Origin of the sequence: Pedobacter suwonensis (genome assembly GCF_900111825.1) — a bacterium.
GTDB classification, from domain to species: Bacteria; Bacteroidota; Bacteroidia; order Sphingobacteriales; family Sphingobacteriaceae; genus Pedobacter; species Pedobacter suwonensis.
In genome coordinates, this window is sequence record NZ_FOJM01000004.1 from 71,542 (window position 1) to 86,145 (window position 14,604).

Annotated in this window: 6 protein-coding genes; 4 read left to right on the top strand and 2 right to left on the bottom strand. The window is 40.1% G+C overall.

All coding sequences use genetic code 11. The features are described 5' to 3' along the window. Nucleotides 1–3: 3 nt before the first annotated feature. Nucleotides 4–2,319 carry a translocation and assembly module lipoprotein TamL gene (gene tamL / locus BM107_RS06665; RefSeq protein ID WP_090981822.1) on the bottom strand — a complete coding sequence of 772 codons (2,316 nt, stop codon included), beginning with the start codon at nucleotides 2,317–2,319 and terminating at the stop codon, nucleotides 4–6. Further along, nucleotides 2,303–7,291, bottom strand: coding sequence for a translocation/assembly module TamB domain-containing protein (locus BM107_RS06670; protein ID WP_090981824.1), 4,989 nt, complete (start codon nucleotides 7,289–7,291; stop codon nucleotides 2,303–2,305). Before BM107_RS06670 ends, tamL begins: the two co-directional genes overlap by 17 nt. 146 nt (nucleotides 7,292–7,437) lie before the next feature. Here BM107_RS06670 and BM107_RS06675 point away from each other — a divergent pair, with 146 nt between their 5' ends. From BM107_RS06675 to pnuC, 4 genes are all read left to right on the top strand, one after another. After that, complete coding sequence (locus BM107_RS06675) at nucleotides 7,438–7,926, top strand: cytidine deaminase (protein ID WP_090981543.1); 489 nt, start codon at nucleotides 7,438–7,440, stop codon at nucleotides 7,924–7,926. A 212-nt stretch (nucleotides 7,927–8,138) separates the two neighbouring features. Then, nucleotides 8,139–9,821, top strand: a complete 1,683-nt coding sequence (locus BM107_RS06680; protein ID WP_090981544.1) for a PNGase F N-terminal domain-containing protein — start codon at nucleotides 8,139–8,141, stop codon at nucleotides 9,819–9,821. A 921-nt stretch (nucleotides 9,822–10,742) separates the two neighbouring features. Then, nucleotides 10,743–13,622, top strand: coding sequence for a DNA gyrase/topoisomerase IV subunit A (locus BM107_RS06685; protein WP_090981546.1), 2,880 nt, complete (start codon nucleotides 10,743–10,745; stop codon nucleotides 13,620–13,622). A 344-nt stretch (nucleotides 13,623–13,966) separates the two neighbouring features. Next, entirely contained in the window at nucleotides 13,967–14,587 is a 621-nt protein-coding gene (pnuC, locus tag BM107_RS06695) for a nicotinamide riboside transporter PnuC (protein WP_090981550.1), read from the top strand. Nucleotides 14,588–14,604 lie beyond the last annotated feature (17 nt).

The window sequence follows — 14,604 nt, forward strand, 5'->3', positions numbered from 1 at the left end:
AAATTAAAACGGATATCCTATGCCTATATTAAAAATTAAATTCTGTCTGCGCCAATCTTTATTGCCAAAGGCAATATCATCAAATACCCACCTTTGTCCTTCAGGCAGATAAGGTTTTCGCACAGGAAAGGCTACATCTAAACGAACAACAAAAATGGTTGCATCTACTCGTAAACCAGCACCAGTACCCACAGCTAACTCATTAAGAGTATTTTTTAGCTTAAAACCTGATCCTAATCTTGCTGTTTCCGGTTTTCCGGGTTCTCCCAGATCTTCTTTCCTGAGCCAGATATTTCCCGCATCCACAAACAATGCGCCATAAAGCACACTTACCAGTTTAAACCGGAGTTCAGAATTAAGCATCAATTTAATATCGCCACCCTGATCAGCAAAAATCGCATTATCCGGAACTTTGTAAGTACCCGGTCCTAAAGTACGGGCCGGAAAGGCCCTGATATCGTTGCTACCCCCGGCGAAAAATTGCCTCACAAATGGTAATGAACTGCTATTACCATAGGCGTAACCATAACCCAGGTTTAAACGGTTTGCCCAGATCAGGTTGCGGTTAATTTTATAATAATCCCTAAAATCGGCCTCAGCCCTGATGAATTGTGTTAGTGGTGTATTAAATAACGTTTTTTGTCCTTTCTCATTAGTTGGCGTAAATAGGCCCCAAACATTACCGCCTGTTTCTAAACCCCCGAAGAAATAAACGTTATTGCGGCGGTTGGTTTCCATCTGGTTGGTGTAGGTAAAGTTATAATTACTTCCAATAATGAATTGGTTTTCTAATGTACTCCTTAATAGGGGATTTGATCTAAATAGGCTATCTCTTCTATTAGAATCTGGAAAACCTGTAGAAATATAACTAATCGAGATGGGGTTTAAGTTATGTTCTTTATACTGGTTCTCTTTAAAATTATAGCCATACTCACCTTTTATGGCATGTAAGGTATATTCAGACCCACGGTTAAGCATCTGGTAAGAAAGCGAAGCAATGGTTTTCGGTATAAAAGCGTTTGTGCTATTCGGTTTATAAAATGGTACAATAAACCTTGGGAAGGTTAGTTTTCCCTCAGCTGTAAATGATAAGGAGTTCCGGCCCAGCGAGGTACCCCTAACCTGCGTTTCGAAACCGCCACTAACACTCACATCCAATTGCTCTGCGCCTCTGAACAGGTTTCGGGTAGTTTGGGTAACCTTTACTTCAGAACCGACAAAATTGTTCGATTTACTGGTACCCGTAACCGAAAAACTCAATGAGTTTTTCTTTAATGGGGTAAGGTAAATATTCAGGTCCAACTGATTATTTCTGAAGCTGTCAACCGGTAAAAATTCTGCCCTGACATCCCTGAAAGCCCCGATGTTAACCATTCTGTTTAACGATTGGTTATGATCTTTACGGTTATAAGGTTCACCCTTTTGGAAAAACACCAGACGGTCGAACAGCCTTGGCTTAAAAGTATTCCGGTCATCATAAATACTGAAATCGTGATATTCCAGTGGCTTTAACTTTCTTAAGATGGTATCTCTACGTAGGCTATAACTCGGATAAATATTAATATCCCTGATGGTATACGGTTTCAATGCGGCATCAGGGGCAATATCTTTTACCTTAATGTTCACGTTTACCAGGTTTTTTCCAATCGTGCTATCAACCTGCATAATCAGATAATCGGGCCCAAAATAGAAATAACCCTGCTCTTTAAGGTCATTGTCAATCCTGATACGCTCGTTTTTATAATTGTCTAAATCGTAATAGTCGCCTGCCTTTATTAAGGTTTTATTTTTGTTTTGATTAATGATTTTGGTTAAAACCCCTGTGTCAGGAGGGAAAGTAACTTTGTTTATTTTATATCGGTTACCCGTTTCTGCAGTATAAACGGCTTTCCCTTTTTTACCTTTTACTACCGTATCTCCGGTAACCGATGCCTGTAAATAACCCTCGCTGATTAAATAGCTGGTAAGCACATCGTTATTGTATTTTAGTTTAACTTCGTTAAGAAGGACCGGGGCTTCTCCCTGTCTCCGTAACCAGTTTCTAAAACCTTTAGGCTTTTTTGGTTCTCCGGCGAGGTTATAAATCCCAAGTTTAAACTTTATGCCTAAAATAGAACTATTGGGGCGGGGTCTTGTCTTACTTTCTAAATCGCGCTTTACCTGTTTCTCATCATCAATTTTACCTGAAGAATCTGGATTAATCTTTACTTCAGCACCAGTGTATAAATGTTGTCCCGGCTTTAACGATTTGGTAGAGCTGCATGCAGCCCAAACTAAGCAGGCCAGTACTAATAAAATTGGTCTAATTAGTTGTCTCATTTTTAGGTTTTTGTTCAATGTTTCTTCTGTTGCGTTTTTTCTGGAAAATCTCTCTGAATTTATTGTAATCTACTACGAGGGTGAAACCCAAACCGGTTTCGATAATCTGCCCCTGTACAATTACATCGTTTTGGTTGCGTCGGTAAGCCCTTAATCTGTATCTTCCGTCGGCTGATAAAGCGTATTCAACGTTTACGTTTCCGCCGATATCGGTCGATTTTTCGCCCGGTGCCTGCGGTCCTTCCAGGGCAAAAGAACTTCCTACGGTAACCGTAAGCCTATCATTTAATAGTTTTTTTGATAAGCCAACTTCCAGGTCTGTTTTCTGTTGAAGTGATCCGGTAGAATAATCTTCTGATGAATTTACGCCAAAGTTCAGTTCTACACCCTGAATTAAATCAGAAGCAAGGTTATTTAACTGTTCTGTTAATAATTTACTCACGCTTGATCTGGCCAGGGTAGAAACACCACCGCCGCCACCGGCTAAACTCTCGAAAGGATTGTTGGCGATAAACCTGTTCAATGCCAGCAGTGCAAAAACCTGTTTGTTCAGTTCGCTTTCATCGCGGTTTACGTTGATCAGTTTGGTGTATACTGTTCCATTTAACGCACCACGCTCGTTTTCCGGCAAATCAAGTTTGAAAGAAATGATTGGTTTCAATAGCTCTCCTTTCATCATCAAATAAACCTGGAAAGGCAATTTGGTTTTGGCCTGGATGTTATCCGGCTCATTGATCAGATCGATAGGGGCCGCATTCACTTCGTATAATGCCGTCAAGTTCACATTGGCCGAAGTAGGTTCACCTGTCCATACGATGGTACTTCCTTTTACCAGTTTGAACGCTTTTTTGCCTAGCGGACCAACTGATAAATTGTACGAACCATCTATAACTTCGTAACGACCTGTTAAACTGATTTTTCCACTTGGGTCCATTGTTGCATTGAGGTCTGCCTCGCCTTTGATATTCAGGGCGTCGCCATTTGACGGATCTACCACCACATTCAGTTCTGCTTCGGGATCAATGGTGATGGCAGCAACCAGGTTAATCCCTTTCATGGCAGCTTTACTAACGGTATCAACTTTCAAAGCTTTCTGGCCATTAAATGGTGGCGCGTCAGCATCAATAAACTGCACAATTCCCTCCTGGTCAATAACAGAAGGATCGCTTGATGGCAGGGCAAAAAAGAATTTTGTGCCTTTGTTCACCCTAACGTTCATGTTTACGTCAGGCTGGTTCAAATCGCCTCGCACTTTAATGTCGCTGGTTAAAAATACCGTTCCATAAATCATGTCATTATCAGCTGCGGTCGAGTTGATTGCTCTGAAATTGTTCATCTTGATGTCTAAACCAAAACGGTAATTTTTGAAATTGCTGGTATAAACTTTTCCATTGATGGTAGCCTTCTGATTTAAGGAATCGATCAGCGTAAAATTGTTAAAACTGATCCCTTCATTTGTGAAGGAAATTTTCTCGTTGGGCATGCGGAAATAGGAGTTTACGTATGCCACCCTGATCCCTGCATTATTGAAAGTTAAATCGCCCAATATTTTCGGAGCAGTTAATTCACCTTTAACACTTAGTTCCCCTGATAGCGTGCCAGTTCCATTTTTAAGCTGACCTGCAGATAAGCTCTCAATATTTTTCATTTCGATCTTATCAATATTTACGGTAAGATCCAGAGCACTTTTCGGCGCGGTATAGTAAAATCCGTTTACCCTTAGTTCATGTACCCCGGTTAAGGCAACGTTTACCTCGAAGGCATTTTCGGTATTGTTGTTTACCGCTAAACGTAAGGTTCCCAACTGATCTTTTTGATAGCGCAACTGATCGATGGTGAGGTTTGCTTCAAATTTTGGTGTACCGGCCAGATCTTTCACATTTGCTGTACCATTTAAGCGGCCACCAACCAAAGTCGTATCGGTTTCAGCAAATTTAGTTAAGGTTTCCAATTGGAAATCTTTAAATGTTACATTTAAAGGTGCATTGGGTTGGGTGGGATTGCTGTTAATAGATAATGACTGACCATTATTGCTGATCTGAAACTGGTTAACCAATATGCCCGAAGCGCCAAATTGGATATAGTTATCCTGCGAAACTACCCATTTCTGATAATCGAGCAAAAGTTTCTGCGGATCTAAAGAGAATTTAAAATCTTTATTGATCGATTGGAAATTACCCCCAATTACATACTTGTCCTTTTTCTGCCTGTCTCGCAAGAAAATGTTAACACCTAAATTGTTATTTGCAGCATCGCCACTCACTTCGGTATTGAAAAGCGCAACAGATGGACTTTGAAGGCTTTTAACAGTTAAGCTATAGTCTAATTTATTGTTGTCATTATTGATGTTTAACACCGTAGTATCTACTTTAAAATCGCCGTAAACAACCTGTGGAAAGTTGCCTTTAATCTGCAGGCTGTCTTTTTGAGTATCAATCAGTCCGTAAAACTGTGACGATTTGAATACTGTTAACTCAGGCACAAAGTTCTTTAATAACTTAGAATCATACACCTGGACAAAAAATCTTAAACGTTGATCGGGCACCTTTGTAACCGTACCAAAAGCATAATATTTATTGATTTCGTTAATAATGGCGCTGCCTACTTTGGTCAGTTGGTATTTTCCGTCGATTTTTGCTGAAAGTACTTCCGATTTCAGTGTCAGCTCGTTTTCAGTTGCGGTAGATTTTGCCCGGACCGAAATTGTATCCACATTAATTCTTTGTTTATCTTTCACCAGTTGTAAGCCAGTAACATCCACCGATCCGTTCAGGTAATCCGCATCCGCAGTAGCCAGGTCTACTTTAACTACTCCGGCAGCACTTAACACCGTTGGACTGAAATTGAGCGCCTGCAGATTTACCTGTTTTAGATTCAGATCTGCTTTTACCGCAGGATATTTACCTGCAAGGTTTACTTTCGCGTCTAAATTAAAGTTGGCATTACTGTCGGGCATGTTGCTTTTGATGTTGATACGCTGATTGCTGTAATCTCCGGCAAGTGTTAAATTTCGGTAAGTATATTTATTGTAATAAGCATTTAACACTTTGGCATTGAACTTCGCATTGATTTTTTTAGGATCAAGGCCTGTTCCAGCCACATTGGCCTTAATGGAAACGCGGCCCAGTTTAGGCTGCATTTTTAAAAGCCTGCCTACATTAAAGTTATTTAAACTCACATCTGCTTTATAATGCTCTTTCCCTTTAGGGCCATTCATGCTTGCAAATACCACAGCTCCGCCCATATCGGTATTAATGTTCAGGTTGGTATTAAAATCAGTCATCGAACCTTTAAAATTACCTTTTGCATCAATTACGTTAGGCAGTTCAATTGAAGGAGGTAACGATTTTTTAGGTAAAGCTACCAGAATATCACCTTTAGTTACATGAAGTTTTTTGATGTTTAAATCGAGAAAGGTTTTGTTAACATCAGGTAAACCTTTCGCTTTTCCACTAATGTCTATCTGTGTGTTTTTTAAACCGCTGATCTGTAGTTTAGGGATATTCAGGTCGTTCAGGTAGCCGTTAACATCAGCATTGATTTTTATTTTTTCGTTGCGATAATTTGCCGGTACGGCATTACTAAAATATCCGGCATCCTTTAAACCAATGGTAGTATTTTTTAGGGCTATATTCAATTTTACGCGTTCCGGATGTTTGGTCAAATCCTCCATTGAAGTAAAATTTAACTCGGTAGCATTTTCTATGCTGGTATTTGGCGTTTTCAGGATGAAATTGCTCAGCCTGATCTGTTTATCATTATACACTGCATCGCCACGCAGTTCGTTCAGGATAAAGCCGCTTTTTTCCTTTAAAGATCCATTTTTAACATTGGCTTTTATGCCTGCTGAACTATAGCTTACATCGCTTGCGCCTAAGTTCAACTGGTTTATTTTTAGGTGGTTAAAGTCTATGCCTTTAAGAGCGGGTTTTGCACCCAGGTTGTCGAACTGTACATCGTTATCTGCTAAACTAATGTTTTTGATCATTAATCCCAATGATGATTTTTCAGGAACAACAGTATCTTTAACTTTCTTTAAATCGTTGCTTGGGGCCGGCTTAAATGCGAAAAGAATATTCGATTTGTTTAAATGCGCATCATCTACAGCATATTTACTATTGGTTAAATCTACTTTCAGGTTTACCAGGCCAAGGTCGTTCACATCGGCAACCGCTTTCGTTGTCGAAATCTGGTCGTCGTAGTTGACCTTTACATGATTGAAAACGAAATTCTGTACTTCTATCAATGGCAGCTTACCCTGTGTTTTTTCAGCGCTATCAACGCTGTTGGTAATGTGCTGTACCAATTTAACAAGTGGTTTTTGTTGTAGATAACGGAACGAAGTATTTACCAGGCTTAATTCTTTAATGATATAATGCTGATTGGCCAGGTCGAAATCTTTGATTTTGGTTTTGAATGCGCCTAAATACAACTTTACATCATTACCGGCAACATCATCCCGGTAGTTGATGCCGATATCTTCGAAAGAGACCTTATCAACGGAAAATTTTAGGGTAGAAGTGCTGTCTTTTTTCACCTGCTCCTCCGGTTTTTTCTGATCGCTTGCAAAAGCATCAACCAGGAAAGAAAAATTAAAGGTGGTATCCGGAGCGATGCGCTTTACATTGGCACGTACATTTTTAAGTTCAATGTTATTGATTTCGACCGTGTTTTTCAACAATTTGAATAAACTGATATCAACTGAAAGTTTCTCCGTATATAATAAGGTATCGCCTTTAAGGTCTTGGATGTAAAACTTGTTTAAAACCACATCTTTTGGTAAAGCAATTTTGATGCTCTCCAGACTCACTTCGGTTTTGGTTTTATTTTTAAGATAGTTTATCGCTTTTCCTTTAACAAAATTCTGAACAGCTGGAATATTTAGCGAAAGGGCCACACCAATCACCAGAAAGATGATGGAAGCAATTACCCACAATAAAATTTTAAGACTTTTGCGTACGTATTTATTCAAAGCTAAGTGTGTTTGGTATTTAGATAAATGCCTAAAGCATGCCATTAAAATTAATTTTAAGGCAGGTTTACTAAATAATACAAAAAATAACCTAAATTGTTCGCCCGCTGTAAAAATTTAACATTGGCGGTTCCAAATCAATTAAAATGAATGCTATAAATCTTAATATAACTTTTGAACAGTATGCTGATATTTCTGAACTGACATTGGCCGATAAAACCCTTTGCGAATGCGCAGAAAAGGCTTTACGTACCTCTTATTCTCCGTATTCTAAATTTAGGGTAGGAACTGCCATCCGCCTGGCCTCTGGCGAAATCATTTTAGGCAGCAACCAGGAGAATTTAGCCTATCCCTCAGGACTTTGTGCGGAGCGTGTTGCGCTTTTTAGTATTGGTTCTACCTATCCGGATGCGGTAATAGAAAGCATGGCGATTACGGCACAGACCGATAATTTTGAGATTTTAAAGCCAGTAACTTCCTGTGGAGGTTGCTTACAGGTAATGGTAGAATTTGAGCGGAAACAAAATGCACCGATTGAGGTGATTTTTTACTGTTTAAATGGAGAAGTTTTAAAAGTGCCCAGTGTAAAGAGTTTGATACCGTTTGCGTTTGTTGAGGATCGGTTGGAGCGTTAGTCGCGGAAGTATTTCTTCTTTGGATTGTCGTCCTTTCGAGCGGAGTGCAACACAGTCGAGAACCCGAAGGCTCAGCGAAGCTAAATCTGTCTTGTTAGATATGTACACTCCGCCTTGCTTTGGTGATGACGATTTCTGCCGTAGGCTATTGGTTGTTGTCTCGCTTATTAACGCTTATTAAACTATTCTCTATATTTGGTTTTTTAGCCACAATGAAATACCTCTACACCCTTATTTTTTCTGCTTTTATTTCTTTTAACCTGCATGCGCAGGGCATACTTAAGGATAATTCAGTTTATCAAATTACTTATTTCCGTTCAGCTGATGGGAAGCCAAAAGAAGATCGGAATCCTGCAGTAGTTATTGCTTCTGCAAAGCAGAACTTAATTACCAATGCAGCCATTCTCAATCATAAGGCGAAATATCCTTACGAACAGAGCATTGTAAACAAGCCCAATCAGATTTTATATCAGTTGGCCGATTTAGGTGTCGATAATCAGATTGCTACTGCTGATAGCGCTGCAATTGCTAAGCAGGCTTTTGAGTTGGGTACGGAGACAAAGGTAATTTTAGGCTACACCTGCCAAAGGGCAACAACGGTGGTAAATTCTAACCGTATCGATTTATGGTATACTGCCGATGCCGGTATAAAAGCTGCGCCAACAAGTTTGGGACAAGGTCTGGGACTGGTTTTAGAGCAGGTGCGTAATGGAAACAGTTATATAACCGCTACAAAAATTGAAGAAGTTAAGAAGGTAAAGCCAATTGACTTAGAAAAAATATCAGCTAAACTAACCGATGGGTTAAATTATAAAGATTTGCTTTGGAAAAGCAAATTTATCACTTTAAATGTTTTTAGTAACGAAACCATTAATTTTGTTGATAAACCACAATCAAACGATTCTGTTTTTCGCTTTGCCGGCGGAACGGTAATCGCCCGAAAAGTTAAATTCCCGGCGTTGGTCAACCCAACTGTATTTGTTGATTTAACAGAAAAATCAAGCGGTGATGCTTACGACAGGACAGGTTCAGTATTTATTATCCCGACTGACAAGAAGATCAGTTTGATGGATGCGCTTAAGAATTCGGTTAAAGAACTGCCTGTTTATGATAACGGAAACGGGAAGAAATACCAGGGCGTAGTGGCTACGGCAGATTATGATCCGGTAATTGAACTGATGCGCTTTTTTACGCCTTTTGGAGTGGGTAAATACAATACCTTAAAATTGAAAGATAAAAACTGGGCGGAACAAGTTTATTACCGTCAGGATGTTTCGGAGTTATTTCCATTGATGAACGGAAAAGAAGCCTGGGTAGCTGTTTTCATTGGAAATTATGATAAAGGCGGACATCAGGTTTCACTGAATATTACGCTACACAACGGCGGAAGACCGAAAGTGGCGAAAGAAGTGATTTTACCTTTATTCGATTCCACCAATGTAATGGCAATGGCGGGGCAGGAGTATGCGACCATGTTTAGCAGCGATAAGGGATTGGAGGTTTCTTTCACTTTAACAAAGGATTTAAAAGATGCAAAGTTGCGTTACATTACCACCGGACATGGTGGCTGGGGTAATGGCGATGAGTTTGTACCCCGGAAAAATACGATCTGGTTAGATGGAAAAGAAGCTTTTGCTTTTACCCCATGGCGGCAGGATTGCGGATCATACCGTTTATCCAACCCGGCTTCGGGCAATTTCGAAAGTGGACTTTCTTCATCAGATTTAAGCCGTTCTAATTGGTGCCCGGGTACGGTTACCAATCCAAACTGGATCAGTCTGGGCGATTTAAAGGCGGGTACTCATACCATAAAAGTAACCATCCCCATGGGCAAACCTGAAGGCGGCAGCTCTAGTGCCTGGAACGTTTCGGGTGTGCTGTTGGGGGAGGAATGATCTGTCATCCTGAACGCAGTGAAGGATCTTTTTTCTCCTTTTAGCATGTAAGACATTTAAGGTAATATAAGCTTAATTCTGCTTTCCGAATCAACACAAGTAAATTAAAATTCTGGCGGGTGAGACGCCAGCCGATAGAATAAATCTGTCATCCTGAACGCAGTGAAGGATCTTTTTTGATTCCTTCAACATGTAAGACATTTAAGGTAATATAAGTTCGATGGTATGTTTGCAATTGTTCTTTATTGCCAGTTTCCAAGGCGCCATTTGTTTTCTGCTCTTTGCCACCCTAAATAGCAGCACGAAACTATCTATCTAAACCGGATTGCAGAGGAGATCCTTTTTTGTAGGCTGAAGTATGGCTTGCGCGCAAAAAAAGATCGAATCGGAAAGCCGGAAGTAACGTTTCAAAAAAACTACAGAACCCTGCTTTCCAAATCAACACAAGCAAATTTTAATTTCGGCAGGTGAGCCAGTGGAGGATAGATGGATCTGTCATCCTGAATGTAGTGAAGGATCTTTTTTGATTCTTTCAACATGTAAGACATTTAAGGTAATATAAGTTCGATGGTATGTTTGCAATTGTTCTTTATTGCCAGTTTCCAAGGCGCGATTTGTTTTCTGCTCTTTGCCACCCTAAATAGCAGCACGAAACTATCCGTCTAAACCGGATTGCAGAGGAGATCCTTTTTTGTAGGCTGAGTATGGCTTGCGCGCAAAAAAGATCGAATCGGAAAGCCGGAAGTAACGTTTCAAAAAACCTACAGAACCCTGCTTTCCAAATCAACACAAACAAATTTAAATTTCGGCAGGTGAGCCACCAGCCGATAGGATGGGTGCACTTTGCAAAATGTGAATAACCTCTCTTCACGCTGTGCCATCATTTTTATTATATTTACAGCTGCCAATTTCTGTAAATAAATGAGTGAAGAATTAGATCAAAACGTAAACGAAGAGCACAAACATACCATAACCCCAATCAACGGTTTATACGAAAACTGGTTTCTCGATTATGCGTCTTATGTAATTCTTGATAGGGCAGTTCCGCATATTAATGATGGTTTAAAGCCTGTTCAACGCCGCATTATGCACTCTCTGAAAGAGATGGACGATGGCCGTTTCAATAAAGCCGCTAACGTAATCGGGAACACCATGAAGTATCATCCGCATGGCGATGCTTCAATAGGAGATGCAATGGTGCAGATTGGGCAAAAAGATTTACTGATTGATATGCAGGGTAACTGGGGTGATCCGGTTACGGGTGATAGCGCTGCAGCACCACGTTATATTGAGGCGCGTTTATCAAAATTTGCCAACGAAGTGGTATTCAATCCTGATACTACCGAATGGCAGTTGAGTTACGATGGGCGTAATAATGAACCAATTACACTACCGGTTAAATTTCCTTTATTGCTTGCACAAGGTGCAGAAGGTATTGCGGTAGGGTTGGCCACCAAAGTAATGCCGCATAATTTCATCGAATTGCTGGATGCATCGATGGAAGCATTACGCGGCGTGCGCCCAAATATCCTGCCCGATTTCTTTACGGGAGGAATGGCTGATTTTTCTAACTATAATGAAGGGCAGCGCGGCGGCAAAATCCGTGTGCGTGCAAAAATAACCGAAAAGGACAAGAAAACCCTGGTCATCACTGAAGTACCCTTCAGTACCACAACAGGATCTGTAATTGACAGCATTTTATCAGCCAATGATAAAGGCAAGATCAAAATCAAAAAGATTGAGGATAATACCGCTGCCAATGTAGAAATTGTAGTGCACCTGGCACCGGGTATTTCGCCTGATGTAACTATTGATGCGCTATATGCTTTTACAGCCTGTGAGGTTTCCATCTCGCCAAATACCTGTATCATCCAGGATGATAAGCCACACTTCTTGAGTGTGAACGATATCCTGATTGAAAATACCAAACACACCAAGGGTTTACTTAAAAAAGAACTCGAAATCCGCCTGCACGAATTACAGGAGAAAATTTTCTTTAGTTCTTTACTTAAGATATTTATTCAGGAGGGCATGTATAAGAATCCTGAATATGAAAATTCTGCCAATTTTGAAACCGTGGTTCAGGTATTACATGCTTTATTCGAACCGTTTAAACCATCGCTTTACCGCGAAATATTGCCTGAGGATTTTAAGAAGCTGATTGATAAGCCGATGAGTAGCATCACCCGTTTTGATGTGAAAAAAGCTGACGAGCAGATGAAAAATCTGGAAGATGAAATAAAAGTTGTTAAAAATCATTTAAAACACCTTACTGATTATGCCATTGCCTGGTATCAGAAACTGAAGGATAAGTATGGTAAAGGTAGGGAACGTAAAACCGAAATCCGTTTGTTTGATCGGGTAGAAGCATCAAAAGTTGCCTTAGCCAATGTAAAATTATATGTAAACCGGGCTGATGGTTTTGTAGGCTCGGGCTTGCGCAAGGATGAATTTGTTGCCGATTGTTCGGACATTGATGAGATAATCGTTTTCCGTGAGGATGGGAAATGTATCATTACCAAAGTAGCTGATAAAACTTTCGTGGGTAAAGGGATTATCCATGTGCAGGTTTTTAAGAAGAACGACGAACGTACCATTTATAACATGGTTTATAAGGATGGGGCGAGCGGTACTTCCTATATTAAAAGGTTTGCAGTGGTAGGCGTAACACGCGATAAAGAATATGATTTAACCAAGGGATCGAAAGGCTCAAAGGTTTTGTATTTTACCGCTAATCCGAATGGAGAAGCTGAAGTGATCAATGTAGCACTAAAGCCCCATTCTAAACTGCGTAAGCTGCAGTTCGATCTTGATTTTGCCGAAGTAGCCATTAAAGGACGTGGTTCGCAGGGTAATATTGTATCTAAGTACCCGGTTAAGAAAATCATTCTGAAAAGTAAAGGTGTTTCTACCTTATCGGGGCTGAAAATCTGGTATGATGATCTATTGAAGCGCCTGAATGTTGATGGACGCGGAAAATATCTGGGCGAATTTGATGGCGATGACCGTATTTTACAGGTACATAAAGATGGATATTATGAGTTGAGTTCTTTCGAACTGAGCAATCACTTTGATGATGGCTTGATTCTGATCCAGAAGTTTGATCCTGAACAGATTTTCGCAGCAGTGCATTTTGAAGGTAAAGCGCAAAACTATTTTATCAAACGTTTCATGTTCGAACTGCAGGCTAATGGCAAGAAAACCATTTTTATCAGTGAAGAGCAGAAATCGAAATTGCTGTACCTGACTTCCAATCCGGCTGCGAGAGTTATTGTCGATGTTTTAAAAGGTAAAACCCAGATTCCCGAAACATTGGATTTAACCCTGTCGGAACTGATTGATGTTAAAGGATTGAAAGCGAACGGTAATAGATTATCTCCGCATGATGTTCAGAAAGTAGCGTTAGAAGAACCGGAAATCGTTGTTGAAGAACCAGCAGACACAACTGTGGAAGAAAAATGGGATGAGGAATCAATACCTGATGCGGAAATTGCCAATGAAGAAGCGGGAACCGGTAACGAAACTGTACCGACCGTACCCGATGAACCTGCTGCAGCACAGCCAAAACCAAAGTTTGAACCTACGGAAGCACCAGCAGTTAAGGCTGATGAACCAGAAGTAAAAGCTAAACCTGGTGCAGTAGAAAAACCGAAATCAGAACCTGAAACAGTTAAAAAGGAAAGTGGTAAAGCCAGCGATGAACCCAAGGCAGATGAAAAACCTGTTAAAAAGATAGATTTCGAAATCACCAACCCAGATGATGTTGATATAGACGATAAAGGACAGTTGGGGTTATTCTAAATAGATTCTGGAGTTGTCAACTTTAGTAGCCTGTTGGCAGGAAAGTTGACAACTCTTCTCATTTCGATCAAAACATTTCATTTTTAAACCTATATTTGCCTTGCTCAAAGGGGTGCTTTTTGGTATTGTAGTTTCTATTGCGTCCAACTTGCTGAGATTATACCCATTTTAAGGTAAAAGGTAGAAAGGTAAAAGGTTGAAGGTTTTCCCCCTCCACCTTCCAACCTTCCAGCCTCCACCTTAAATGAACCTGATGCGGATAATACCGACGTAGGAAAGAGGTTAGCATTTACCTTGCTGTTTCGCCCTGAAAGCAGTTTCAATCATTTTAACAAATATTGTAAATGAGTTTTCAAGACTGGTTTAAACTTTTTCAGGAGCAGATTTTAAATACTTCATTAGTTGAATGGCTGGCCGTAGGTTTCGGCGTAGCTGAAGTTTTGTTAGCGAAGAAGAATAGTATCTGGCTTTATCCAACCGGAATAATTTCGATTCTGCTATCCATGTTTTTATTATTGAACGTAAAATTGTACGCTGAAACGCTTTTGAGTATTTATTATCTGGTAATGAGCATTTATGGCTGGATTATCTGGAAAAAGAGGAAGCTGGATGGTGAGAGTCAGGTATCTTGGTCGGGTAATAATGAATTAATCATTGCAGTTTCAATTTCGATAATCGGCTTCGTACTGCTTTTCCTGGTCTTGAGGCATTATACCGACTCAGATGTGCCTTTGTTTGATGCTTTTGTGTCGTCAACAGCATGGGCAGGCATGTGGTTGTTAGCTAAGCGAAAAATCGAAAACTGGATATTCCTGAATGTATCCAATATTGTGGCCATTCCATTGCTATTTCATAAAAAACTTCCGCTCATGGCCTGTTTAACAACATTTTTGTTCATAGTAGCCATATTTGGTTTTTTTGAATGGAAAAAGATCATTAACAAAAATAAACTCAGCATAGCCTAATCATCTTTCGCATTAAT

What these genes read in the sequence shown, in the direction of transcription:
- BM107_RS06685 (WP_090981546.1), top strand. Translation starts at nt 10,743, where the DNA reads ATGAGTGAAGAATTAGATCAAAACGTAAACGAAGAGCACAAACATACC.
- pnuC (WP_090981550.1), top strand. Translation starts at nt 13,967, where the DNA reads ATGAGTTTTCAAGACTGGTTTAAACTTTTTCAGGAGCAGATTTTAAAT.
- BM107_RS06680 (WP_090981544.1), top strand. Translation starts at nt 8,139, where the DNA reads ATGAAATACCTCTACACCCTTATTTTTTCTGCTTTTATTTCTTTTAAC.
- BM107_RS06675 (WP_090981543.1), top strand. Translation starts at nt 7,438, where the DNA reads ATGAATGCTATAAATCTTAATATAACTTTTGAACAGTATGCTGATATT.
- tamL (WP_090981822.1), bottom strand. Translation starts at nt 2,319, where the DNA reads ATGAGACAACTAATTAGACCAATTTTATTAGTACTGGCCTGCTTAGTT.